Here is a 24,466-nt window from a genome sequence, read left to right on the forward strand (position 1 = left end):
CAGCCGGCGGCTCCATCTTGCGGGCGCCGGGGCATGCGCACGGCGACCGCCGGGCCAGCCGCTTACAGCGCACCGCTGACGACGCTGCCGCGGTGGAGCACGGCGCGGCGTTTCGCCCGGCGCGCCACCGCTTCGGCGGAGCAGCCCGCCTCGACGAGCACGCCGCTGGCGTCGGCGCCTACCGCCGGCCAAACGCGGCTTCCCGCAGCGTCGAGCGGCGTCACGCCGCCCGTGATATGCGCAAGCGCGCCGGCCAGCTGCCGTTCCCCGCTCCACCCGAACCGTTCCGCAAGGCGGCCGGCTTTCTCCAGATTGTCCCCGTTGCCGAATGGGGACCAGTGATCGTTGATGCTGTCGGTGCCGAGCGACACGGACACGCCTTTGTCGCGGAGCAGCGGCACCGGCGGGATGACCGGTCCCATCGGCACGGACGTCGTGATGCCGATGCCGAGCGACGCCAGCCTCTCCGCCAGCTCTGCCTGCGGAGAGGAGGCGTCGCCTAGCGCGAAGGCGTGACTGATCGTCACGCGGCCTTGCCAGCCGGCTTCCTCCGTCAGCGCCGCCAGACGCTTGATCGTAAAGATCCCAAGAGAGCCGCCGTCGTGCAAATGCAGATCGATGTCGGCGTCCGCCTCGACGGCGAGCTCCATCATCGTATGCAGCGATTTCTCCACGTTGCCGTCTACATTGGCCGGATCTACGCCTCCAACGAGTCCTGCCCCCTGGCGGAGCGCTTCCCTTATGAGCGGCGCCGCATCCGACAGAAGCAAGCCGTGCTGCGGGAAGGCGACGATCTCATGCGTTAGCCGCCCTTCGAACGACGCGAACACCTCTTGGAGCATTTCCACGTGCTTCAGCCCGATGGCCCGGTCTACATTGCAATGCGTACGCACATGGGTGGAGCCGTGCGACAGCAGCAGCTCCAGCATGCGGGCTGCCCGGTCCGCTGCGGTAGGAAGCAGCTTAGGGAGCAGTTCCTTCTCCTCTTCGATGCGCGTGAAAATGCCTTTCGTCGCAGGACGGACGGCTTTCCACGGGCCGCTGTAATACGTCTTGTCGATATGAATGTGCATTTCCTTGAACGGAGGCAGCAGCAGCAATCCCTTGGCGTCCAGCTGTTCGATCCCGCTCTCCGGCGCTTCCGCAGCCGGGGCGATCCGGGATATGACCCCGTTCTCGACAAGCAAATGACAAAGCTCGGTTTGCGTCCCTATCACGCTGCCTCCCTCGAATTCAAAACCGCTTTCCAAACGTACATTCGTAAGCCAATATGTAGACATGCTGCATTCCTCCCAGACGGAATTAGGTAAGTACGACCCTTTTATAGTAGCATGCCTATTACCGGCAAACCACTTCTCGGCGCTCCCTGCTGTACCCTCCATGGATCGGACACACCTGCCGAACAGGTTATAGGCGCGTGCAAAACAAAAATAGCGAAGCCGCCTTCTCTACAGTTGAGGGCAGATTCGCTATATAGGTTCAATCGTTCCTTTATCTACAGGTTCTATCGTTCCTTTGTCTACTCCAGGTAACATTGTCTGCAATTTCTCCATCTAACATTCAACCGCAACCGGCGCCGCTTATTCGGCGTTCCTTACGTCACTCTTCCGTAAACGTTCGCATAGCGGATGATCCGCGCAAAAATGCCTTTGTTGGCCAATCTGCGGAAAATGTACGGATCCGGTCTCGTGTTGACCTCTAAGATCCACGGCTTCAGTTCGCCGTCGAGACCGACGTCGATTCCGATTTCGCGGATGCCCGGGTATCGCTTATGAAGCGCCTCGCCTACTTCGACACCCAACTTTTCCAGCTTATGAAGCACCTTTTGCGCTTTCTCGGAAGTACCTGCCGATGCGCCCAGCAGCGTTTCCGCCGGAACCAGCTTACCCCCGTTATGAAAATTCGTCACGATTTTGCGCGGATGAGCGACACGTCCGATAATTCCCGTCGTTTCCCAGTTCTTTTGCGGATTCAGCTGAACCATCACCCTGAGGTCGAAGCGCCTGTTTTTATAGGTGAGCAGATGAATCCCTTTCTGCGCAAGATAGCTCCTCCTGCCGGCGGATCTGCGGATATTGCGAAACAGCGCCGGGTACGTACGGTACTTACGAACCCGCTCGCCCAGCTGATACCGGTAAAGAGGCTGCTCCCCGCCGGTTATTTCGACCCGCATGACGCCTCCGCCATACGTGCCTTTATCAGGCTTAACATAAACCATCCGCAATTGCTCTAGCATGTCACGCAAATTGCCGGCCGTCATCCTCATCGTCTTTGGAATGAACGGCTTGATTGATTCATACTCAAGAAGCGCTTCCGTTTTGGCCCATTTGCTAACAACGTGACGCTGCATGCTGTCGCCCTCTTTCCGCCATAGTACGCGTTGCGTATCCGTCCGCGGCATTCGAACCGCCGAATGCTTTCGACATTTCTATCGTATGTGTCCGGCGATGCTTCTGGTTGGGCGGTCAGCCGCCGAGTGAAAATACGGGCGCGATAACACTATCGGCGTAGTGTAAAAGGACGGAATAAGGAAAAAGCCGCTCTGCTTGATCAAGCAGAGCGGCTTTCTATGATGGTTTTAAGCGGGGAATCTAGCACGGTCGAATTCAGCGGCAGCCGTAAAATCCAGCTCCGTCAGCCCGCCGGCATGCCAAGAGGTGAGCCGCAGCGTAATCAGCTTATAATCGATGGCAATTAAGGGATGGTGATTCAACCTTTCCGCGGTCTGCGCAACGCGCTGGACAAACGCGACGCCGTCCAAAAACTTTCGAAACCTATACCTTTTGACGATCCACTTCTCGTCCACCAGCTCCCACCCGTTTTCAGCGTTCAGCCTTACGGCGATTTGATCCTCGGACAATATCATGGCGCGACCCCTTTCAGCCTGCAAGAAAACATCACATGTTTTCATATTACGCCTTCTGAAGCGGGATGACCATGTGTAATATTTGTGCATTTTGGTTTTGAAACTTCATGCGGATCCTTCTACTGCGGCTAAGCCAATCGCGGCATAATCGTATACAACGGTTAAGAAAAAACGTACGGTCTCACACGAAAATAGTCACTCTTGACTATACTGCCGATGCAACGATATAATGACAATAAGTTAGTCACGCATGACTATTTAAGGAATTCACATTTCCCAAGGAGGCAGGGACGATGCGTTCTTATACGAAATGGTTCATTCGGGTTGCCGCTGTATATTTGATGATTGGCGTATTCATCGGTTCTGACATGGCCGGCCGCAAGGATTACTCGATCATTCCCGTTCATTCCCACATTTTAGTGCTCGGCTGGCTTTCGATGTTCGCCTTCGGCATCTTTTATTATTTGTTTACTCCGGGCATGCTAAAGCTATCCAAGCTGCAAGCGTGGACATCGCTCCTAGGGGGAACGACCATGCCGATCGGCTTCCTGCTTTACATTAAAGCGGAGAACGCGGCTACGCTCGGCGTTTTTATCGGCACCGCTTCCCTATTGTTAATCGGCGTCGTTCTGTTCGTTCTGATCACCCTATTCGATAAAAAGGTGTTCGGCCCCAAAGAAACCGGCCAGCAGCTGCAGGACCCGAAGACCGCGACTTTCTAAGTCTTGAGCTGAATCTAAAAGACAAGCAGCCGATGCCGCTTGCTTTACGTTCACTTTTGCCCTATAATGTCTCTAATTTCACAAAAAAACTATGCCTATGATGAGCATCCAACTCGGAGGCGTTTATGACCGGAGCGGCAAACGAACCTGCGCTCTCTAAAATAACCGGGCAGCCCGTTACAGCGAAACCAAGCGGATCGGATTAGCGCAAGCGAACCGGTCAAGTTGGGTGGCACCGCGAGCAGAGCGCTCCTCGTCCCAATCGGATGAGGGCGCTTTTTGTGTTTTTTTACTCGCGAAAGGAGAATGCAAGATGCTGGACATTCGTTTTATCCGGGAACATGCCGACCAAGTTCAACAAATTGCCGTACAAAAGGGGATTGCCCTTTCGGTACCGGAGCTGCTGGAAACTGACGAAAAACGCAGAGAGCTGCTTGGCGGAATCGAAGCGCTGCGAAAGGAGAGAAATCGCATCTCTCAAGCGATCCCCCGGCTAATGAAGGAGAAAAAGGACGAGGAGATTGCCCTGGCGAAGCTTCGGGCGGGCGAGGTCAATGCCGAGCTTGGACGGCTCGAAGAACGTCACGAAGAGGTTAACGGCAAGTATGAGCAGCTGATGCTGCTCGTGCCGAACGTCGTTTCGCCGGATACGCCGGTCGGAGCGTCGGATGCTGACAATGTGGAGATAAGACGGTGGGGAACGGTTCCCGAGTTCGATTTTGCGGCCCGCGATCATGTCGCGCTAGGCGAAGCCTTGCATTTGTTCGATATCCCGAGAGGCGTCAAGGTCGGAGGGACGCGCAGCTATTTTCTTAAAGGAGCGGGCGCGCATCTGCATAGGGCCGTTCAGCAGCTCGCGATCGACTTTCTCCACGAACGCGGGTACACGATTATGGACGTGCCGCTGATCGCGCGCGGCGACGCGCTTGCAGGCACCGGCTTTTTCCCGACCGGACGGGAGCAGACGTACCAGATAGACGAGGAGGACAAATGGCTTGTCGGCACGTCGGAGGTACCGCTCATTTCCTACTATGCGGGGGAAATCATCGATGTAAACGAACCGATCCGGCTTGCCGGCGTATCGAATTGCTTCCGCAAAGAAGCCGGCTCTGCCGGACGCGACGTGCGAGGGCTTTATCGGGTGCACCAGTTCGCCAAAGTCGAACAGGTCGTCCTATGCCGGGACGATCACGAGCTAGCCGAACGGCTGCTGCTTGAAATGCTTGATAACGCGGAGCAGCTGCTGCGCTTGCTGGAGCTGCCCTACCGTATCGTCGCCGTCTGCACCGGCGATTTGAGCCAAAAAAACTACAAGCAATACGACATCGAAACGTGGATGCCAAGCCGGGGCCATTACGGCGAGACGCATTCGGCCTCGAATGTGACCGATTTTCAGGCGCGTCGCTCGGGAATCCGCTACCGGGACGAGAACGGACAAACCCGCTGCTGTTTTACGCTGAACAATACGGCCGTCGCCACCCCTCGTATTCTCATTCCGCTGCTCGAAAATCATCAGCGCGAAGACGGCTCGGTTTACGTACCGGCTGCGCTGCGAAAGTACATGCATGGACTCGAGGAATTGAAATGAACGAAGCCCCGCTTCGCGCTGACGGTGCGCTGGCGGGGCTTTTTTTGGTATACGTTATCTGTGCTGCTTTCCGGCTCTATACGTTTTCCACTGGTATTGTATAAAGCACCCGACGCAAAAGCCCAGAATGGCGACAACTGCCGCCAAAGCGACCATCGCCGTAAAGACGTAAGCGGACACCGTCCAATCTAGAAGATAGCTGATCAGCGCGACCACCAGAAAGCCGACGGCCAGCAGTTGATTGAACTGCTGCTGTTCTTTATCCTCCGGCACATATTCGGAAGGATGCTTGCGCAGAAACCTCCTGGCCAGCTGCATAACCGGGTTGAAGTCAAAGCATACGCCGGAAATGCCGGCGATTAACGGAATCGCTAGAATCCAGTAATAACCGGTAATCCATGTCAGGATGACGGAAAGTACGATTACCCATTGGTTCGTTCTGACAAGCGGACGCGGAATCGAAGCTATTGGAGCACTCACAAAAATCCGACCTTTCCACTAGGTTTATCGCCATTATACTGCTATTCAACCGGCTTGTGAATGCTCCCCTGCGAAAATTCCCAAAATAAACGACATATGTGTCGTTTTCATGTATCCTATCTGCAATTCATCGGCTCTTCCTTTTTAATTGCTTACCGATAAAACGCCTGAAGCTGCACGCTGCTCTATAGGGGAATTCGTTTTGCGCGCTTCACGAAGCATCAAAAATCCGATTAACAAGGACGCAACGCCAATAATGACCAACAATGCTCCTATCTCCAAACTGTAAGCTGTCAGCGATCCATGCCGAAATGCCATTCCACGTATGAAACGGTTAAGCCAGTTCATCGGCAACGCCCATGCGATGACCTGAAAAAACATTGGAAATGCAAGCGGGGTCAACTGAATCCCCGTAGCCAAAAAGGACGGATACAAGACAAGACTCGTTCGCGAACCCATTTTGGACGCTTCTTTGGCCGTATAACCAATCAATAACCCCACAAGAGACAAGGCAAAAGAATAAACCAGCAAGGGGATAATAAAAAGATAAAGCTCTGCTTCAAACCGCATATTTCCTGCTTGCTTCAATAGTCCATAGCTTAGGATTAAAGAGAATGTACTCAGAACAGCATAAGGTACGCTGCGAACCCAAAGCTGGACAGGCGATACGCCGTTGGCAAGCAGCTTCCCTTCTTTGCGAAGACGAGGCGCAATCGATCCGGCTGCGCTTGTTGTCAACATAAGCACGATTATATTCACAAATCCAAGAACCATAAAGTCGACATAACTTGTCGTCGGATTAAACAGCATTCGCTGTTGGAGAGATAGCGGAGATATAAGCCCTTTGGCCGTTTCCGCATCCATCCCGCTTTGCCCCAGACGCGTCATGGAAAGAGTCATATTTTCCGTTGCGAGGATCTCTTGAATTGCGGTTCGGATACCCATTAGCCCTGAGGGCATCGTGTTATCCATTAGAATCCCGATATTCGAAGACTTGCCTTGCAACTTACGCAACTCCAGTTGTTCAGGAAGGATAACGACCGCTATAGCCTGCTCGTTTGCCAGCAAGGTTTCGGGGGCCATGCGGTTGGCCAATACATTCGTGACTTTCATATAGGGGGACGCATTCATTTTCGAAATCAATTGTCGCGAATAAGAACTGTGGTCCTCGTCAATAATGACAACCGGCGATTTGCTGATTTGGTTTTTCGAAAACATCAACCCAAAAAACAAAGCGGCAATCAGCGGGCCGATAAAGATTGTAAGAAGGAACTTGCTGCCCGCTACGTACTTCCACTCCTCAATCAGCGATTTCATCAAGGTCCACCTCCGCTGTCATACCCGGAAGAAGATCGGAGTTTGAATTTACGGATATTCTGACAAGAAACATACTTAAATCGGCTTGCCCCCTCTCGCGCGTCATGCGCAAGCTGGCAAATTGAGGGGCGGCCGAGATCGAAGAGACAACGCCGTCGACTTGGGCAGAACGCTTCAGATAGGGAAAACGAACCTGGACGCTTTTATTGACATTTAGCTTCTGAATTTCCCCCTCTTGCACATAAATGTCCGCATAATAGGCGGCCTTTTGCACAACTGCAACCGGCATGCCTTGCGCAAGCTGATCTCCCGGCTTTACCATGCTTCTGCTAATCCATCCATCATCCGGCGAAAGCACGTCCACCTCGGTTCCTTCGGCTGATTTCACCTTGAATAGAAGGTCTCCCTGTTGGATGGAATCGCCTGCAGTTGCGTTGATTTTAACGATTGTCCCCGGACTTTTGTCATACACGATCATTTTTTGCTCCGCCTCAAGCACGCCTTGTTTTCTGCTCTCCGCCTGACTGACTGCATCTTTGCCTTTAGAAGCAAGAAGCGCGCCTCCTGCAATAACCGCGACGGCAATTCCCATATACAGACCTGCTTTAAGTTTCATTGTTCGATCTCTCCCTCTCCCCGAATGCTTCCAAACGTTCTGCTCATTATTTCTAGTCATTCTGATTTTCGAACGGCGTTCTCGGCAGCCTTCATGATCACCTCTCCTAATAAACCGCGCCTCAAAATATGATGATCGCAATATATTATAATCATCATATTTTAATCCGGTCAATAGCCTCGTTTATTCTTGCTCTATTACTAGCGGCTGTCATAAGAAAAATTGACACGTTTTATTATGATGACTATAATATTTTGAGGTAGATTTATAAGCAACGGAGTGATCGCGATGCCTTATCCTGAAGGTCATAAGTTAAAAGTTAGAGGCAAGATCATTGAAAGTGCCGCTAAAGCTTTTCGTACGAACGGGATTCGCGACATAAGCGTCCCTTTCATTATGAAAGGAGCCGGACTGACTCATGGAGGGTTCTATGCGCACTTTGACAACAAAGAGCAGCTGGTCGCCGAAGCCTGCCGCTACGCCATTAGCGATACGATTTCATTTTTACAGGAAGCCGCTGACCGGGAGATTACGGGTCCCAAAATCAATGCCGTCATTGATTACTATTTAAGTCCGCATCACCGTGACCGAACAGAGATGGGCTGCATTCTACCTGCTCTTTCCGGTGAAATTCCCCGGTCCTCAGATGAGGTTCGGCAGGTGTTCACCTGCGAGCTGGAACGAATGATTGACTTTCTTTCCAATGTGGCGAATGTAGACACAGCCAAAGGGAGCGTACTGCTTAGTACTATGGTCGGAACGCTAGTGCTGGCACGATCAGTCAATGACTGTGAACTCAGCGACAGCCTTCTCACGGCAGGCAAGCAGCATGCCAAAGGGCTAATTAAGACCTAAAGCTGCGACCGAGCTGTGAGGCGCACCATCTAAAAAGCAGGGAAAACATTATCCACACAAAAAAACCGCGCAGCGCGCGGATCGATGAACTCTTCTCTTTTTCCTAGCCGCATGCGCCCTTACTTACATCCATCTTTAATTTCAATAATTTGTTTAATATGTCTTTGTTCATGCAAGTACAGTGATGCAACCCATTCAATCAATAACATTTCTTTAAAAACAGGGTGTACAAAATGTCTTCTACTAAGCACTGACGGGTCTTCTACTGTGTTTAATAGTTCATACAACTTCTCTCTTGAATTGTTCAGTTTTTCAATGATTTCTTGATATTCTAATATTCCGTCCGTTGGTTTAGCAATGTCAGGAGCAACTAACTTTTTACTCCTATCAAGTAGAAATTCTAATGGTTTTTTCTCTAGGAATGAATCTTCTTTGTTCTTTAAACCTTTCCTAATTGCTACGACATATAATTCTTCCGTCTTTATTAGGTGTTGACATACCTGACTAATGCTCCAACTGTATGAGTCTTTCTGTTTGTCTAATTGATCTCTGCTCAATCCATTAAGAATGGCTAGTAATTCGTCTCTTGTTTCTTTTAATTTTTGATTGATCTCTTGAAGTTCCACGGAAAACCACCTCATTTTTTCAGATATCCCTTATATTGTATTATACTTGAACTTTACAAAAAAATTCGATCTTCGCGTATTCTAGAAACTACTCCATTCCCCCTGCCCGTTTAAAGGCACCATCACATGTTATAGTATAATGGATTAATGGTTACTACTAATGGGATGGAAACAGGAAAAGAGGGTTAGGATGCCTACTATACTGGTTGCTGACGACGATGCGAACATTCGCGAACTCGTCTGTTTGTTTCTGCGCAACGACGGATACGACACGGCCGAAGCCGCGGACGGCAAGGAAGCGCTCGCCGTTTATGCTTCGACGCAGATCGATCTTGTCGTGCTCGATATTATGATGCCGATTATGGACGGCTGGACGTTATGCAAGGAGCTCCGCAGAAGCAATCCCGATCTTCCGCTGCTTATGCTGACTGCGAGAGGTGAAACATGGGAGAAAGTGAAAGGTTTTCAACTGGGGACGGACGATTATTTGACGAAACCGTTCGATCCGTTGGAGCTGACTGCCCGTGTCGGGGCGCTGCTGAAACGTTACCGGATCGGCTCCACGCAGACGATTCGGTTGGGCAGCGTCGTTCTGGACCGGCAAACCTATAAGGTGACGATAGGTTCCGATTCACTCGCGCTGCCGCTTAAGGAGTTCGAATTGCTTTATAAGCTCGCCGGAACACCCGGACAAATCTATACGCGCGAGCAGTTGATCGATCAAATTTGGGGGATCGATTACACCGGCGACGATCGAACGATAGACGTGCATATTAAACGCCTCCGCGAAAGGTTCGCGACCACCCCCGATTTTCGTATTGAAACGGTGCGCGGGCTTGGCTACCGGCTTGAGGTGAACGAATGATTCGATCTTTATACACACGAGTAGTCCTGACATTTTTAGTCTCTGTGATCGGGGGCACTGCCATTGCTTTCGGTGTGGCAACTTGGGTATTTAAAGATAAATTATACGAAAACTCGCAAATGACCTTACTTAACTTTAGCCAGGACATCGTCCGAATATACGAGACAATTCCCTTACGTGAAGCGGATTTGTTCGTAAGCGGAATGAAGCAGCTCAACTCCTATCATATTCGAATTTATGATGAACATGATCAAATCCAGTCATTCGGATCGCTTTACGGACACACGACTTCCACGGTGACTAAGGAACAAATAAAGAGAGTTCTGGGTGGAGGAGTTGTTGAAGTCACTGCAACTGTAAAGGAACCCACGCTCTTAGGATTGCCGTTGCAAACGGAAAAAGGAACGAAAGCCATGTTTGTCGTGCCGCTTACTCCTTCCTCCTCATTCTTCATTACTTGGGTACTGCACTTTTTGGCGTATTCGCTCATAGCAGGAAGTTTATTGATTCTGATTGCCGCTGTATTCCTGGTAAGTCCGCTCAAGAAGCTGACCGAAGCGACAAAACGGATTGCTGGCGGGGACTTCAACGTCAAGCTGAATATTAAGCAAAAAAGCGAGCTGGGAACGTTAGCCCGCAGCTTTGAGGAAATGATGCGCGACTTGCAGCAGCTTGAACAGATGCGGCGCGACTTTGTCGCCAACGTGTCGCATGAAGTGCAATCGCCGCTCACCTCGATATCCGGGTATGCTATAGCGCTTAAGCAAGCAAACCTCGCAGATACCGAACGAAGCCGATATCTCGATATTATCATCGCTGAGGCGCGGCGCATGTCCAAGATGAGCGATAGCCTGCTGAAGCTGAGCTTGCTTGAATCGCAGTCCCGGCAGTTGCGCCCGGTCCCGCTCCGTCTAGATGAACAGATTAGACGGGTCATCGTCGCGATCCAGCCGCAATGGTCGGCCCGGAACATCCGTTTCGAGCTTGATTTGCCGGCGGTTACCCTCGCGGCTGACCACGATCTGTTAAATCAGGTATGGACGAATTTACTTGGCAACAGCATCAAATTTTCTAACGATGGCGGAGTCATTGACGTAAGCCTCAAGCAGGATACCAAAAACGTGACGGTCCGTGTATCCGACACAGGTATCGGCATTTCACAGGAAGACCAGAAGAAAATATTCGAGCGTTTTTTTAAGGCGGACCGTTCCCACAGCCGCAAGTATGACGGCAGCGGTATGGGGCTCGCCATCGTTAAACAGATCGTATCGCTGCATCAAGGTGACATCCGGGTGGAAAGCGAGCCCGGCCGAGGAACGGCCGTTATTGTCATCTTGCCAAACACAACTTCAACAGATTAGTTGAATCCATAGGGTATCATTCGGATTATTTAGACCGCTTACTCCATGCTGTGGCATGATGTGCGAGTTTCCTTGCATATGACGCCGCAGCATTTTTTTTGGCTTGTTCATATTCCGTTCATATTGTCGTCATTGGGCGTACATCTTCGTCATATAAGCTTTCCTTAACGGTTCGTTTGAGGCAGCCGGAATAAACCGATGGGGACAGGAGAAGATTAGAATGGAACAAATAGAGGCAATGAACAAGAAGCCGAGCACGAGAATGAAAAAAACGATTACCATTATCCTTAAATCAATAGCCGTATTACTCATCGCAATAGTCGTTTTTATGGCCGTTGTTTTTATCGTCGATAAGATCAGCAGCAAATCGGAGGAAGGAAAAATACAATCCTACGGCCAGTTAGTACCTGTAGACGGGAAAAAGATGAATGTCTTGATTCAAGGAAAAGGCGAAGAAACCGTCGTGCTCATTCCCGGTTACGGAACGGCAGCGCCGGCGCTTGATTTTAAGCCGCTGGTGGAAGAGCTGTCTCCCTATTATAAAGTCGTCGCGGTTGAGCCTTTTGGGTATGGATTAAGCGATGAAACCGACAAAGAACGAACCACGGAGAATATAGTAAGTGAAATTCATGAAGCATTGCAGAGTCTGAAAATCGAACGATATATTCTTATGGGTCACTCCATCGCAGGTATATACGGAATCGATTATGTCAACAAATATCCAAACGAAGTGAGCGCGTTTGTCGGGATCGATAGCAGTGTATCGACGCAAGGCGGTATGGATGTTGAATTTCCAATAAATACGTTTAAATTTCTCAAAAAATCAGGTTTAGTCCGATTGGCCTTGAAACTAGGCAGCGATCCCTATGCCGGACTGCCTCATGATGATGAAACAAAAGAACAAATGAGAATGATTACTCTCAAAAACGTGTATAATTCCAGCATAATGAATGAAATGGAAAATATTTATCCTAATTTTGTAAAGGCTCAAAAGTTAACATTCCCTAAAAATCTCCCGCTCCTTTTATTTGTACAGTCAAATAATATGGACAGGCCAGATTGGGTATCTCTGCATGAAGAGCAAGCTAAAGAGTCAATGCATGGAAAAGTAGTGCTATTTGAAGGAGGACATTATTTACACCATACCCGCTCGAAAGAAATCGCTGAGAGCTTCAGGGAATATATGAAAGAAATGAAATGATAAAAGTTGATGAATCTTTAACATCAGATTGTCTAAACTATCTCTGTAACTGTTTAAACGAGAATGGCAGCAATGCGATCGCAAACTTATAAAACATGGGGCTATTACAGAACGCTAGAACGGAATGGGCCATTATAAAAATGCGCCTCCAAAACCACTGCTGAAGTGGGATGGAGGCGTATTTGTTTACTGATTTAGCGCTTTCTACCAACTTCAAGTCTTTCGCGTCAGTTCTGTTCATGTTGATGCCCCGGCGTTGATGGAAAAAATACAGTTAATTTTGCTTAAAAAATGAAAAATCGGCATCTACAGGGAAAAACTACAGTTCTTTTTGTTGATTCCTTCAATAATAGCCGAAACGAGTAATATTACCTGTAGATTTTCCATCTAATTGGTTTAGAAGCCATAAAAGCAGAAAATAGATGTAGTTTTTCCAGTTACATTACAGATGATGGCCGTCTTAAGCCGGCCATTCTGTTTCATCCTCATACGTCTCGGAGGGAGCGGTTTTTTCTTGGAAATTTTTAATCACCTGCGATTCAAAGATCCTTTAAAGCCTATGCGGTTCTCCTCCCGGCCTGCTTTTGCTGTCATTTCGCAATAAAAGGCGATTTCGAAGTGAAATGAGCATAAAGAAGCAATTGTCCTCTATCGGGCCTTCTTGGCCAAATGGAGGAATTTGCTGATTTCAGGGCATGACATCGGGGATGACAACGTCCGGCTTCACCTCTTGAATGTCGCGAAGCACTGCGTTCCCGTCCGCGCATCCCCGTGCGACCTGAAAATCCCCGCTTGAAATTTTGTTCATATCGTATTGCGCACAAGGATAACCGGCTTCACCGTCCTTTTAGGGACAAGCGCGTTTACCGAGATTTAGAGCGACTTCTGATAAATCAAAAAAAAGGACGAATCGCTCTCAGCGATCCATCCCCTTTTGCCATGCTGCAACGCGGCGTTACTGTCCAATCTCCAGAAGCTCGTAATCATACCATGTCCGGAAGCTGTCACGGGTCCAGTCTGTGACCGTATTGTTGCCGTTATTCAGATACACGTTCCGGTTCACGTCCATGTAGAACTCGCCTTGAACGTCCTCGGACAGCCTTTTGGCGTTAAAATGAGTATCCAGCAAATAAAGCCCGGCCGTATCCTGCTTCGTCCATGTCCCGTCGTTTGTCATCCCGTACATGCGGACGTACAGACTGCCGTCTGGCGCCGCAGGATTTTCGAGTCCCGCGTTTCTCAAGCCAAGCGCTTCCACATCCAGCTCCTGCAGCTTCTCGTTCGCCATGACGACTTCGCCCTTCTGATCGATCAGCGCAAGGCGTCCGGTCCCTGGAATATCCATTTTTCGACCCGGCATCCGATTACTGGCGAGCCATACCGTGCCGTCCGCATTCGGAATGACGCGATCGGGAATTTGCGGATACTGCTTCAGCTCGCTTGCCTTGCCGTCCCGAATCAGAATCAGGCGGTTGCTTTGCGGTCCGGGACCGATAACAGCCAACGGCCAATATACATGGACGCCGATCAGCGTATTGCGGTCGTCCGCTTTGAATTCAACCGTTTGAACGACCGGCTTTTCTTGGCCGACTATGGACGTTTCCTCCTTCGTCAGCGTATAAGCAAGGATGTCGCCGTAATACAGGCTGTCGCCTTCCCTGCGCAGCGTAACGGCCTTGCCTGAAAAATTCGGTTTGGCCGCAATCTTCCGCTCCCAAAATTCGTCTGCCTTTGCGGGCGCCATCCATTCTGCGTTTTCAAGCGTTTTGCCGATTTTAAGGACACGTTTGGCAGGATCGGACGGAATCAAGGTCGCCATATACAGAAAATCGCGATCGTCGCCTATGATCCCCGAAAACCCGCTTTGCCCGCCGACAAGCGAGAGCCCCTCGCTTTCGCTCCAGCGAATGTCCAAATGAAGCAAATCGTGAATATACCTCCAGGTCAGCGGCAAATAGGTGATGTCCCGATATTCGAGAAACGGGTACGGTTCTTCCCCGTTGTCGATAGCCGCTTGTTCGATCGTAATAGGGTAGGAGGCGGTTCTCGCCGTCACGCTCTTCTGCAGATCGTTGGCGGCGGTCAAATCCTGCTGCAGCCTTGCCCCGTTAAAAGGCAGCGGATAGCTGTACGGACGCCGGATTTTCAAACCCTCCTCCTGGCTCCACTCGGAGAGTAAGCTGAGCGCCTGCAGGTTATCCCAGGTCATCGGCAAATAGGTGATATCCTTATAGAACAAAAACGGATACTTTGCATGCCGGTTGTCGACTTCCCCTCCGTTGATTTTGATCGTAAAGCCGGGGATCGTCGCCTTCACATTGCCGCTTGCAGCCGAAGCCTGAAGAGGCACGACGCTGGCCAGTAAACACACGATCATCAAAAGATAACTCATTCTTTTGGCCGACATCCGGAATCACTTTCCTTTCGTGTCTTGTGCATACTGCATTAGACGACAGCAGATGCCCAAAAGTTTCTTGCTATGGAATAAAGTTACGTTTTTGTAAGACGTCAAAAAGCAGTCCACCTCATCCTTCTGGCGGGCTGCCTCCGTTCGGTCCGGCAATTGCTGCTTGACTATCGTTTATCGTTCGTACACGTTTCTGCCTCTTACGAAAGTAGCGAACAGCTCAAGCTTGTCGTCGACAACGATAAAATCGGCGTCCTTCCCCGGCTCAAGCGTTCCTTTGCGCGCAAGCGCACCGCATTGCCGTGCGGGCGTTTCGGTAAAGGACGGGAGAATCGTCTCAACCGGATAACCGGTATAGGCCGCCATATTTTGCAGCGCGCGAATGCTCGTAAGCGAGCTTCCGGCTAGCGAAGAGCTGTCCGGCAAGTAAACTTTGCCGTCCTTCATCGTTACATGCTCGTATTCCCCGTCCGGCAAGCCGGCGCAAAACACCGCATCCGTTATCATGCATAAGCCCCGGGCGCCCTTCGTGTCAAAGAGCAGCTTCACCAATGCGGGATGCACATGGATGCCGTCTACAATCAGCTCCGTCGTGAGTTCGGACAGCATCATACCCGCTCCCGCCAGTCCGGGCTCGCGATGATGCAGCGGCCGCATCCCGTTGAAATGATGCGTCGTATGGCTCGCGCCTAAGCGCACGGCCTTCGCCGCTTCTTCGAAGGTAGCGTCCGAATGGCCGATGGATACGGTAATCCCGCGCGCGGCCAGCCATTCGGTCGCTTCCATGCCGCCTTCCATCTCGGGAGCCAGCGTCACGAGCCGGATCAAATTGCCGGAATCGCGAACATACCGCTCCAACTCGGCTAGATCGGGAAGGCGGATCGCGCTTTGATCCTGCGCACCGGCCCGTTTCACGTTCAGAAACGGCCCTTCCAGATGAACTCCCAGCAGCTCCGCACCCGTTACGCCGCCCGCTTGCACCGCCGATGCCGCGCAGCGCAGCGCTTGGCGAATACGCTCTTCCGTGCCCGTCGTCGTCGTCGCCAAGAACGACGTCGTGCCGTTCTGCGCATGAAAACGGCTCATCCCGTCCAAGCTCGCGTAATCGGCATCCATCATGCTGAATCCGCCTCCGCCATGAACGTGCACGTCGATGAGACCCGGCAGCACGCTGCGCCCTTTTAGATCCACGATAGCCAGCTCGTTACTGAGCACCGGCTCAGGCGAGCCGCCCGAACCGATGGCTTCGATGGCTCCCGACGAGTCAACCAGCATCCACCCATTCCTGACAATACCCTCCGGCGTATACATCTCGCCGTTTATGTAAGCCGTCCTTCGTCCGTTTCCCGCTTTCGGTTCGCTCATCAAATTGTTCTCCTCCCCATACTTCTCATTCCGTTAATCTCCCCTAGGACGTTCGGCACCGCGGCCAACTGTTACCGGCCGGCAGCGTTCCCCTGTTCCTGCAGGCTGGAATTCCCTGCGGAAAGCGGCAATATCCCGAACATAGGGCATCTCCGCGACTTTCTCGGCGGTAACCGCAAGCGATTCCCTCTCCCGGACGCGAAAGCTGCCGGCTGCCGGCGCAGTATATGATCAGCGAGCAGGAGCAAATGGCGCCGTTCCCAACCAAGCCTCTATGCTAACAGTATACATGATCCGGGAGCAGAGAAGAGAGACGCTTCTTTCAAACTCACGCTCTATCGATCTTTCGAGCTTCAACCAGGCATGCTAAAAACTTCGATCTCCATTCATTAATGAATGGCATCCGTATTAGAGAGAAAGTCCCCTCTCCTTATTTCATATATCCCCGTTGAATAAGAGTCTTTGGTGTCGTCTAATCTTATGTTTTTTCAGGAATCTTGAAATTTAGAAGTCTCTAGCGTCGTCTAATTGGCTCGAACAAGCCGATTTCTCCGTTTTTGAGCAGGATAGAAGTCCTTGGCGTCGTCTATTCTTCGGTTTTTTGGATAACTGGGAGTTTAAGAGTCTTTTGCGTCGTCTAGTCTTGGCTCGAACAAGCGGGATCATCTGCAGCACATGAACGTTAAAACGCTTGGACTCCACGGATACATACTGTTTGGCAAGAGTGTCGCGACTCCATTTCTGGAGATTAAAAAAACTCATGACCGGCTCGCTCTTTATGACGAGAGCCGATCATGAGTTGCGAGACTAGATCATATACTTTTGCAGCAAACGGATCCTGATCGCCGCTGTTTGTGCTCTTGTTCTATTGCTCTCGGGCTGCAGCCTCAGCTCTGCTACGTCCTGCCACTACCGTTGTCAATTCCTTTGCCATTGCCGTTGCCGTTGCCGTTGCCGTTGCCGTTGCCGTTGCCGTTGCCATTACCATTACCATTACCATTGCCATTGCCATTGCCGTGGCCATTTCCGTTGCCATTACCATTACCATTACCATTACCATTACCATTACCATTGCCATTGCCATTGCCATTGCCATTGCCATTGCCATTGCCGTGGCCATTGTCACCGTCATTGTCGATATAGACTAAATACTCGTAATTCCGGCTCGAACCATCCTCCGCGGTTACGGTAAGCTTCAGGATCCCTGTCGCAGAGGTCCCTCCCGCCAGTTCGGAATATTGCCTCGAAGTTACGGCAGCGCCGCGGCTCACTTCCGCCTTCAGCTTCTCGGGATCGAACGCTTTCGCATAAACGACCAGCTTATCGATGCCGAAGTCTCCGGCAATCTCCAGCCCCTCGTTGCCGCGATAAGAGATTCCGTCGATAGCAGCCGCGTTCGAGCTGCCGGCAGCCGTCTCCACCCAAACCGGATTGGAGAAGGCAAAGCCGGTCCCGGTCAGCGGTCCGATCCCCGAGCTGTTCTCATTGGCCTTCTCGCTAAACACCTCCAAACGGTAAAACTCCTTATCCGCCACCGGCAGGGATATCGTTCGGACGAACGTATTCATTCCTCGACCGGATAAATTCTCATCGAACACGATTTGTCTTTGTGCGTAATCCGCGATATCTCCCGTGATCGGATACTTAATGACGCGTATGCGGGTCAGCTTGGAGTTCGGGTCGTAAGCTTCGATTCGGAATGGCGCCGCTCCGCCGTTTTCCAGCTTCAAGGTCCCGCCCATCTCGATCCCGCCGACGCCGAACCGAATTTCCGGACCGTTGGTCCCATAAAATCCGCCTGTTCTTAGCAGCTCGAGCACATTCGCTTTCGTAAGACTCGGCATCCATCCTTTGCTGTACGTATCGCCGACCTTATCCCGCGTATGCCCGTCGGTATTGGCAATCCCGTAATATTTGGCTTCGCCGCGAATATTGATTTCGTCCCAAAATTTGAACGCCTTCTCGTTCACGCCGTTATCCAGCGCATGCCAAGTTCCGTTCCAAACCTCTACGCCCGTAAACCCTCTCCATTGGTACGGCGTCTGAAACAGGAATGTCTGCTCGAAAGGATGCGCGATATATACAAGTCCGCCCTGTTCCGTAATCTCGTCGATGCTGTCCTGCCAGCTGTAGTCGGAGCCTGAATTGTCAATATCGAATCTCGGCAAGCTGTCTAACCCGTAAACCAAAGCATGGCCTGCCGAAGTGGTCACTTCCGTGCCCGCAAGGCTGAGAAACCGGCCTCCATAGCTCTGCGTAACGGCTTCCGCATCCGGCTTGTGCGAATCTTTGTTATGCTCGGTGCTCCAAACCCAGGACAGCAGCCTTTTGTTGTACACGCGTTCCGAGTTCTCTGCGATCGTATGAACCCCATCCGAATGCTTCGTGTGGGAATGGCTGTCGCCGGCGTAATAGCCTTCGCCTTTCACGTCGAAGCTCGTTTTTCTGGTCAAGCTGAACAAATCGTTGGATACGCGCGTTTGGATGGCCGATCTACCGCCTTCCAGCGCCACTCCCTTTACTTTGATCTCCACTTGCGATTGCGCTTCGATTACGGGGATCACGCCTGTTCCCTCCCCCAGAAGATGCACAAAATACGGAGCTTGAACGTCGACGGCAACTTGATTCAAAGCATCGTCAGTCGCATTGCGCACGGTCACCGTAAATTCGAACGGAGATCCGGCCGTAAGGTCGGACGGCAATACGACCGAGACGTCCGCAACCTTTTCCAGCGTAAAATCCGCTCGAACCCTTCTCTCCGGCCCGATTTCAACAGTTTTGCTTTGAACGAAATAGGCGTCATTGACCGGACTGACCGAATAAACGCCCTTCTCCGCAAAAATCTGGTAGCGTCCGTCTCCCGTCGTCACGGTCCTCGCATACACGTTCCCGCTGCCGTCCTTGCTTACAACCTCCGTAAAGGGAAGCGGCACCCCCGCCTCATCCTTCACCGTACCGGATATGCTGCCGTAATCCTCGGCATTCCCGTGCTCTCTTATAAACTTGGCCCAGTATTCCGCTACCGCATAGGGCTTGTCGGCCGGGCCGGCAATGTGCGGCATATGATAGATGACGAACTGCTTGCTCCCGTTGTTCGGAATCGACGCATCGAACCAAGCCCCGACGAACACGCCCTCATGTATGAGGATACTCGGCTGCTGCTCTTGCGGCCAAATGATGGCGTGCGCGGTTTTTCCCGTAAAAGAGTTGCTAATGCCGCTGAACAGGTAATTGTCCGTCCAGCCGCTTTTGATCGGATTTTTCTCCTGATTGAACACCCAGTTCCGTCCTGGTACGTAGCTATGCTGCTCGCCCGGCTGATCCGGGTCTACGATATAGCCGAAGTTCCCGTTGAAATCGGCGCCCGTTTGGTTGTTCAGCGTAATCTCCATCCGAATCAGAGGCGTGCCTTCGACGATGGAGTAGCGCACCGAGGATTTCATCCGCTCATCGCGATCCCAGTCCCCGTTTGCAACGATACTCCGGCCATCCAAGCTTATATCGGGCAGTTCAAGCTTGGTCAGCGGATGGAACCAAGACCATTCCATATGTTTGCCGTTCGCTTCATCCTCGGGCGTCACGCCTAGGTCGTCGCTCAATACGAACTCGGTAAAATCCATATTTTCCGTGTTATTCAGCTTGGGAACGGCGTCCATCATATGACCAGGCGTCAACGTTCCCCACTTGTTGTTCCCGGAAGCGTCGTTCGTCCAGTTGACGGGATCCATGCCGGCCGTCCTTACCGTCCCGACGGAGAACTTCAGTTCAGGGCTTTCGATGTAATAGTAGTCGTTCTTCGGCCACCAGTCGCGGGATGTGCCTTCGTAAACGAAGCCCGGATCTCCCCTGGTGACTCCGGCCACCGTATCCCTCACTGGGGCCGGCATCGTAAAATCGACTTGCGCATGTTTTCCGGACAACCATTCGGGCTGCGTTAGATCATAGCGATCCGTTCCGTTAGTCGCATGAAGGCCGTATACATTCCCTGTGACCGTATAGACGCTGTACATCCCCCGGCTGTCCGTCGTTGCCGCGGCGTATTTGCCGCCCGTTTGCGTTTGCAAGACGATGTCCACGCCTTGGGAAGGCCTGCCTTCCGCATCGGTAACGGTTCCCGTAATCTTTCCTATGGTCGAGAGATCGGTACCGTTCTTGACCGCATCCGCCCAAAATTCGGCAGCCTTATAAGACTCGTAAGCCGATGCCGGATTATTCGGCAAATGGTAAAGCACAAGCTCCTTCGTTCCGTTCGGAGCGAGCGATACTTCGAACCACGCGCCGGTTATGTACCCTTCGGGAATAAGTGCGCTTGGCTGCTGGCTGTCCGGCCAAATAATCGCATGGGCCGTATTCCCCGTGTATTTGTCCTGGATGCCGTTAAAGATGTAGTTCTTGTTCCAGCCCGTCGTGATATATTCGCTCGTCTGGCCGCCTCTCCAGCCCCAGCCGGGCACGTAGCTCATCTGCTCCAGCCCTTCTTCCGGGTCGATGATATAAGCCAAATTTCCGGAGAAAGGCGCGGTTCCTTCATTGGTGAGCTTGACCTTCATTTTGATCAGCGGAGAGTTCTCGACAATCGAATAGGTGACTTGGGCTTTGATATCATGATTGTTGTCCCAAGCTCCGCTGGAAACGATTGAGTGATCCTTAACCTGGATATCCGGCAAACTGAGCTTCTCGGCCGGGTACCACCACGTTCGGCCGACGTTCGGGCTAAGCACGAATTCCGTGTAATCCAGGTTCTCCCGGTTGTTGAACTTGGGCGCCGCATCCATCATATGGCCGGGCGTCAGCGTTCCCCATTTGTTATTGCCCGAAACGTTGTCGCTATAATCCGTAGGATGCGGGGTAGCTAACGTATCCGTCCCGATGGTCAGCTTAACCTCCTCGTTCTCCAGCAGGTAATAGTCTTTTCCGTCCACCCAGTCTCTCGAAGCGGGGGCATAGGTAAAACCGGGTTCGCCGCGGCCGATTAGGGCTGCAGCGTCGGCCGCATCCGGGAGCTCCGGAGTCATCGTGCCGGGAAGCAAGCTCAGGTTCGTTTCCGCGCGAGCTGCGCTGGCCAGACTCGCACTTTTCGCCGCAGGCCAATAGCCGCTCTTCACGGCTTCGATCGTATAATTGACGCCCTGCATCGCATACAGCTGATAGAAGCCCGCGCTGTCCGTTACAGCCCTGGCAGCGGTGCCGCCTGATGCGTCCTTCGCATAAATCTCGGTATTCGGAATGGCTGCACCCTCGTGATCGGTCACTCTTCCGGTGATCATGCCCGCTTGGGAGGGGTCGCTTCCTTGCCAGATCAGATTCGCCCAGAACTCAGCGGCTTCATAAGGAGCGTCCGCCGGTCCTGCTGCATGCGGAAGGTGGTAGAAGACGAGCGTTTTGCTCTCCCCTACGGCCATATTGGCTTCAAACCATACCCCTTGGATATACCCCTCCGGCACAAGCGCCGACGGCTGGTTCTGCTGCGGCCAGATAACCGCATGGGCCGTTTTGCCGGTGAACTTGTCCTTGACGCCGTTGAACATGTAGTTTTTGTTCCAGCCGGAAGTCAGCCATTCATTGGCTTGCGCCGTCCGCCACCCCCACCCCGGAACATAGCTGTGCTGCTCGCCCGCTTCGTCGGAATCGAAGAAGTAGCCTAAGTACCCGCTGAAGCTGCCGGCGCTTTGATTCGTCAGCGTTAGCTCCATTTTGATCAGGGGCGTGTTATCCACGATGGAGTAGCGGACCGACGATTTAACCGCATCGTTTTTATCCCAATCCCCGCTCGCTTTAATCGCCCCGTTCTCGAAGCCGATCGCGTTCATTTCGAGCTTTTCCGTAGGATACCACCAGGTCCTGTGGGGCTGCTCCCTTAGAACGAATTCCGTATAGTCCAGGTTATCGCGCATGCCGGGCTTAGGAGCCGCATCCATCATGCTCCCTTTTGTCAAAGACCCCCACTTGTCATTGCCTGACGCGTTCGGGCTGAAATCGGTCGTACTCATGGTGCTCAGTCTTACCGTTCCGACCGTAAATTTTACATGATCATTCTCCAGATAATAATAATCTGCCGTTTCCACCCAGTCGCGGGCCGCAGGCCCGTATGTGAAGCCCGGATCCTGTCTCGAAACGCCGTATACGCTGCTCGAAACGGCCTCGGCCTGCCCGGCAGCGAGAGTGCCCAGCAGCAGGATGAACAGCAGGACCGTACCGGCCGTTAATCCCGTCCTCAAAAGTCGTTTTACCATTGATTAACCTCCTTCTTACGAATGGAATGCAGGCGGTTCAAACGCACTTTCCTTCTAGCAAAAGCGGTTGGATGCGAGATTGCAGCACCAGTATAAAGTCCGGCAGGGGGGAATGAAAGAATAGGTTTTTAACCTGTTTATTCTGTTTTTTCAACATCGGGGGCCAACCTTTAGAATGGCGTATGGATAGTTGAAAATGTGTTATCGTTCTGCAAGCGTAAGGCGGCATTGGGATGACTGGGTATTTCTGCGGCAAAAGGGACGCCGGTATGGCGCAAGCTCAGCAAATGGATGGGATAGAGGACTTTCGGGGTCTTATTTGTACCCAAATCTACGAATCTGAAATGTTAACGCCTTTTGGAGCCGTTATTTCACCGCAAAATTGCGTCACAGCGGTTTTTCCAGCGTTTCGCTAAAAATAACACCCTGAAAATCCCCTATTTCTCTAAACGGGTATATTTCACTTCGAATAATGCCCTAAAAATCCGTTAAGACAAAGTAGCCTTAAAACTCGCACTTGCCGGACAATCCAACTCGGTCGCACTACTTGCCCGCTGCTCAAAAAAGCCCGCAGCCAGCGGTCATATCCGCTAACTGCAGGCTTTATTATCATCCAACACGTTACTTCGCCGGCGACCATTCCAGCAGCGTAACGCTGGTGGAGGGAAGAAAACGTTCGAAGGCGGCAGCGCCCTCTACGACCCGCTCCTCACGCAGGTCAAGCCGGTGATCGTCGTCCACCGTGTAGATCTTCATGATGCAGGGTCCTTCAAGGCCCTCCAGCGAAATACTGTGCAGGCGCGCGGTTCCGCCGAAGCTGGTAATCAGCGCCGCCCCTCCCCCTTCGCCGTTCAAACCGGCCAACCCGTACACATTCGGCGCCTTATCGCTCACCACGGTCCGCACGCGGGCGGCATGCTTCGTCATCCGCTGGAACGCCTTGAACGTGTAATACGTTTTTTGCGGTACGCCATGGTAATCGAATAAGCCGCAGAACAGCGCCGTCGGCTGCCCGTCGTAGTAATTGGCCTCATCGACCGGACAATCCTGAAGCAACGTAAGCACCGTGCCGGTGAATGCCGCTCCGAAAGCATTTTTCTGCTTATCGAAATTGCTCTTGCGCACGTATTCGTTGCCGCGGTTCCAAATCTTCGTGAATTCCGTCTCCAAATAGTTCCACTCGTTCAGATGGCTTTCCGTCGCCGTATAGCCATGCCGGTCGAGCTCCGTCCGCACGTGATGTGCATGCTCGACGATTTTGTGCGGATCGCCGGTATACGTATGCCACGTGAAGAAATCGATCGGCAGCTTCCGCTCCTGGCAATACGCCAGAAAGCCGGTCAGGAACGGCAGCTTCGGCCGGGCCGCCGCATAACCGCCTACTTTGAGAGCGGGATTGTACGCTTTGATCGCCTTGACGGTCGCCTCGTATAGCTCATACAATTGCAGCGGGGTCCCGGACCACATGCGTTCGTCCAGATCAGGCTCGTTCCACACTTCCCAATAATCGATTCCGTGATGGAATCCATCCGCCCAGCCTTCGTTATAGTGCCGAATGATGTTGACGCAAATCTCGGTCCATTTCCCATAGTCTCCGGGGGGATGGACATAATATTTCTTCTTCGTGTGCTCGATGCTTTCGCCAAGCCGGTAAACGATTTTGGCGCCGGTATCTAGAATGGTCTGCAAATACTCGTCGGTGCGCGAGAAATCATAGTTCGCCGGATCGGCCGCATCTTTGCTGAAATCGGGAAAAATCGTGTGGATATCCACCTCCCAGGCATGCGGCCAATTCGGATCATGGATGCGGACCAGCGGAATCTCCGCCTCCCGGTAGTAATCCGACACGTCAATGAGCGCGCCGTAGCAGACCGGCCCGTTATTCACGCCATGCAGCGCCTTTATTTTTCCCTGCGGTTCCCTCACATCAATTCGAATATCTGCCATTCCTGTCTTCCTCCCCA

Annotated in this window: 17 protein-coding genes; 6 read left to right on the forward strand and 11 right to left on the reverse strand. The window is 52.1% G+C overall.

Translation table 11 applies throughout. From position 1 onward, the window contains the following. Positions 1 to 62: 62 nt before the first annotated feature. From ACKGJP_RS29500 to ACKGJP_RS29510, 3 genes are all read right to left on the reverse strand, one after another. Complete coding sequence (locus ACKGJP_RS29500; RefSeq protein WP_409342342.1) at positions 63 to 1,280, reverse strand: amidohydrolase; 1,218 nt, start codon at positions 1,278 to 1,280, stop codon at positions 63 to 65. Between the two features lie 314 nt (positions 1,281 to 1,594). Then, entirely contained in the window at positions 1,595 to 2,350 is a 756-nt protein-coding gene (locus ACKGJP_RS29505; RefSeq protein WP_409342343.1) for a YheC/YheD family protein, read from the reverse strand. 228 nt (positions 2,351 to 2,578) lie between these two features. Continuing rightward, complete coding sequence (locus ACKGJP_RS29510; protein WP_409342344.1) at positions 2,579 to 2,866, reverse strand: 4a-hydroxytetrahydrobiopterin dehydratase; 288 nt, start codon at positions 2,864 to 2,866, stop codon at positions 2,579 to 2,581. 293 nt (positions 2,867 to 3,159) lie between these two features. On the opposite strand from ACKGJP_RS29510, the gene ACKGJP_RS29515 reads away from it, so the two are divergent. Next, on the forward strand, positions 3,160 to 3,588 hold the full coding sequence (locus tag ACKGJP_RS29515) for a hypothetical protein (protein ID WP_409342345.1): 429 nt from the start codon (positions 3,160 to 3,162) through the stop codon (positions 3,586 to 3,588). A 313-nt stretch (positions 3,589 to 3,901) separates the two neighbouring features. Further along, entirely contained in the window at positions 3,902 to 5,176 is a 1,275-nt protein-coding gene (serS, locus tag ACKGJP_RS29520; RefSeq protein ID WP_409342346.1) for a serine--tRNA ligase, read from the forward strand. A 54-nt stretch (positions 5,177 to 5,230) separates the two neighbouring features. Here the strand turns inward: serS and ACKGJP_RS29525 are convergent, their stop codons facing one another. The 3 genes from ACKGJP_RS29525 to ACKGJP_RS29535 all read right to left on the reverse strand — a co-directional run bounded on the left by ACKGJP_RS29525 (position 5,231) and on the right by ACKGJP_RS29535 (position 7,589). Then, a complete protein-coding gene (locus tag ACKGJP_RS29525; protein WP_409342347.1) occupies positions 5,231 to 5,656 on the reverse strand; it encodes a DUF4395 domain-containing protein in 426 nt (141 codons plus the stop codon). A gap of 144 nt (positions 5,657 to 5,800) precedes the next feature. Beyond that, positions 5,801 to 6,973, reverse strand: a complete 1,173-nt coding sequence (locus ACKGJP_RS29530; protein WP_409342348.1) for an ABC transporter permease — start codon at positions 6,971 to 6,973, stop codon at positions 5,801 to 5,803. Beyond that, complete coding sequence (locus ACKGJP_RS29535) at positions 6,957 to 7,589, reverse strand: HlyD family efflux transporter periplasmic adaptor subunit (RefSeq protein ID WP_409342349.1); 633 nt, start codon at positions 7,587 to 7,589, stop codon at positions 6,957 to 6,959. Before ACKGJP_RS29535 ends, ACKGJP_RS29530 begins: the two co-directional genes overlap by 17 nt. Before the next feature lie 288 nt (positions 7,590 to 7,877). Between ACKGJP_RS29535 and ACKGJP_RS29540 the strand changes: the two genes are divergently transcribed. After that, complete coding sequence (locus ACKGJP_RS29540) at positions 7,878 to 8,444, forward strand: TetR/AcrR family transcriptional regulator (RefSeq protein WP_409342350.1); 567 nt, start codon at positions 7,878 to 7,880, stop codon at positions 8,442 to 8,444. Positions 8,445 to 8,563: 119 nt separating this feature from the next. Here the strand turns inward: ACKGJP_RS29540 and ACKGJP_RS29545 are convergent, their stop codons facing one another. Then, on the reverse strand, positions 8,564 to 9,070 hold the full coding sequence (locus tag ACKGJP_RS29545) for a DinB family protein (RefSeq protein ID WP_409342351.1): 507 nt from the start codon (positions 9,068 to 9,070) through the stop codon (positions 8,564 to 8,566). 190 nt (positions 9,071 to 9,260) lie between these two features. Between ACKGJP_RS29545 and ACKGJP_RS29550 the strand changes: the two genes are divergently transcribed. From ACKGJP_RS29550 to ACKGJP_RS29560, 3 genes are all read left to right on the forward strand, one after another. Further along, entirely contained in the window at positions 9,261 to 9,935 is a 675-nt protein-coding gene (locus ACKGJP_RS29550; protein WP_409342352.1) for a response regulator transcription factor, read from the forward strand. Further along, complete coding sequence (locus ACKGJP_RS29555) at positions 9,932 to 11,296, forward strand: sensor histidine kinase (RefSeq protein WP_409342353.1); 1,365 nt, start codon at positions 9,932 to 9,934, stop codon at positions 11,294 to 11,296. Before ACKGJP_RS29550 ends, ACKGJP_RS29555 begins: the two co-directional genes overlap by 4 nt. Before the next feature lie 220 nt (positions 11,297 to 11,516). Further along, positions 11,517 to 12,497: an alpha/beta fold hydrolase gene (locus tag ACKGJP_RS29560; protein WP_409342354.1), complete on the forward strand. Its 981-nt coding sequence runs from the start codon at positions 11,517 to 11,519 to the stop codon at positions 12,495 to 12,497. Between the two features lie 955 nt (positions 12,498 to 13,452). Here the strand turns inward: ACKGJP_RS29560 and ACKGJP_RS29565 are convergent. The 4 genes from ACKGJP_RS29565 to ACKGJP_RS29580 all read right to left on the reverse strand — a co-directional run bounded on the left by ACKGJP_RS29565 (position 13,453) and on the right by ACKGJP_RS29580 (position 24,449). Continuing rightward, a complete protein-coding gene (locus tag ACKGJP_RS29565; RefSeq protein WP_409342355.1) occupies positions 13,453 to 14,889 on the reverse strand; it encodes a hypothetical protein in 1,437 nt (478 codons plus the stop codon). A 189-nt stretch (positions 14,890 to 15,078) separates the two neighbouring features. Continuing rightward, entirely contained in the window at positions 15,079 to 16,269 is a 1,191-nt protein-coding gene (nagA, locus tag ACKGJP_RS29570) for an N-acetylglucosamine-6-phosphate deacetylase (protein ID WP_409342356.1), read from the reverse strand. Positions 16,270 to 17,165: 896 nt separating this feature from the next. Then, positions 17,166 to 22,502: a CehA/McbA family metallohydrolase gene (locus ACKGJP_RS29575; protein ID WP_409342357.1), complete on the reverse strand. Its 5,337-nt coding sequence runs from the start codon at positions 22,500 to 22,502 to the stop codon at positions 17,166 to 17,168. Between the two features lie 621 nt (positions 22,503 to 23,123). Beyond that, positions 23,124 to 24,449 carry a GH39 family glycosyl hydrolase gene (locus ACKGJP_RS29580; protein ID WP_409342358.1) on the reverse strand — a complete coding sequence of 442 codons (1,326 nt, stop codon included), beginning with the start codon at positions 24,447 to 24,449 and terminating at the stop codon, positions 23,124 to 23,126. Positions 24,450 to 24,466: the final 17 nt, after the last annotated feature.

This window comes from Paenibacillus litoralis (assembly GCF_046244365.1).
GTDB lineage: Bacteria > Bacillota > Bacilli > Paenibacillales > NBRC-103111 > Paenibacillus_V.

Excerpts from the sequence above, each read along its gene's own strand:
- ACKGJP_RS29500 (WP_409342342.1), bottom strand. The coding sequence starts at position 1,280 with ATGTCTACATATTGGCTTACGAATGTACGTTTGGAAAGCGGTTTTGAA.
- ACKGJP_RS29505 (WP_409342343.1), bottom strand. The coding sequence starts at position 2,350 with ATGCAGCGTCACGTTGTTAGCAAATGGGCCAAAACGGAAGCGCTTCTT.
- ACKGJP_RS29510 (WP_409342344.1), bottom strand. The coding sequence starts at position 2,866 with ATGATATTGTCCGAGGATCAAATCGCCGTAAGGCTGAACGCTGAAAAC.
- ACKGJP_RS29515 (WP_409342345.1), top strand. The coding sequence starts at position 3,160 with ATGCGTTCTTATACGAAATGGTTCATTCGGGTTGCCGCTGTATATTTG.
- serS (WP_409342346.1), top strand. The coding sequence starts at position 3,902 with ATGCTGGACATTCGTTTTATCCGGGAACATGCCGACCAAGTTCAACAA.
- ACKGJP_RS29530 (WP_409342348.1), bottom strand. The coding sequence starts at position 6,973 with ATGAAATCGCTGATTGAGGAGTGGAAGTACGTAGCGGGCAGCAAGTTC.
- ACKGJP_RS29535 (WP_409342349.1), bottom strand. The coding sequence starts at position 7,589 with ATGAAACTTAAAGCAGGTCTGTATATGGGAATTGCCGTCGCGGTTATT.
- ACKGJP_RS29540 (WP_409342350.1), top strand. The coding sequence starts at position 7,878 with ATGCCTTATCCTGAAGGTCATAAGTTAAAAGTTAGAGGCAAGATCATT.
- ACKGJP_RS29550 (WP_409342352.1), top strand. The coding sequence starts at position 9,261 with ATGCCTACTATACTGGTTGCTGACGACGATGCGAACATTCGCGAACTC.
- ACKGJP_RS29555 (WP_409342353.1), top strand. The coding sequence starts at position 9,932 with ATGATTCGATCTTTATACACACGAGTAGTCCTGACATTTTTAGTCTCT.
- ACKGJP_RS29560 (WP_409342354.1), top strand. The coding sequence starts at position 11,517 with ATGGAACAAATAGAGGCAATGAACAAGAAGCCGAGCACGAGAATGAAA.
- ACKGJP_RS29565 (WP_409342355.1), bottom strand. The coding sequence starts at position 14,889 with ATGAGTTATCTTTTGATGATCGTGTGTTTACTGGCCAGCGTCGTGCCT.
- nagA (WP_409342356.1), bottom strand. The coding sequence starts at position 16,269 with ATGAGCGAACCGAAAGCGGGAAACGGACGAAGGACGGCTTACATAAAC.
- ACKGJP_RS29575 (WP_409342357.1), bottom strand. The coding sequence starts at position 22,502 with ATGGTAAAACGACTTTTGAGGACGGGATTAACGGCCGGTACGGTCCTG.
- ACKGJP_RS29580 (WP_409342358.1), bottom strand. The coding sequence starts at position 24,449 with ATGGCAGATATTCGAATTGATGTGAGGGAACCGCAGGGAAAAATAAAG.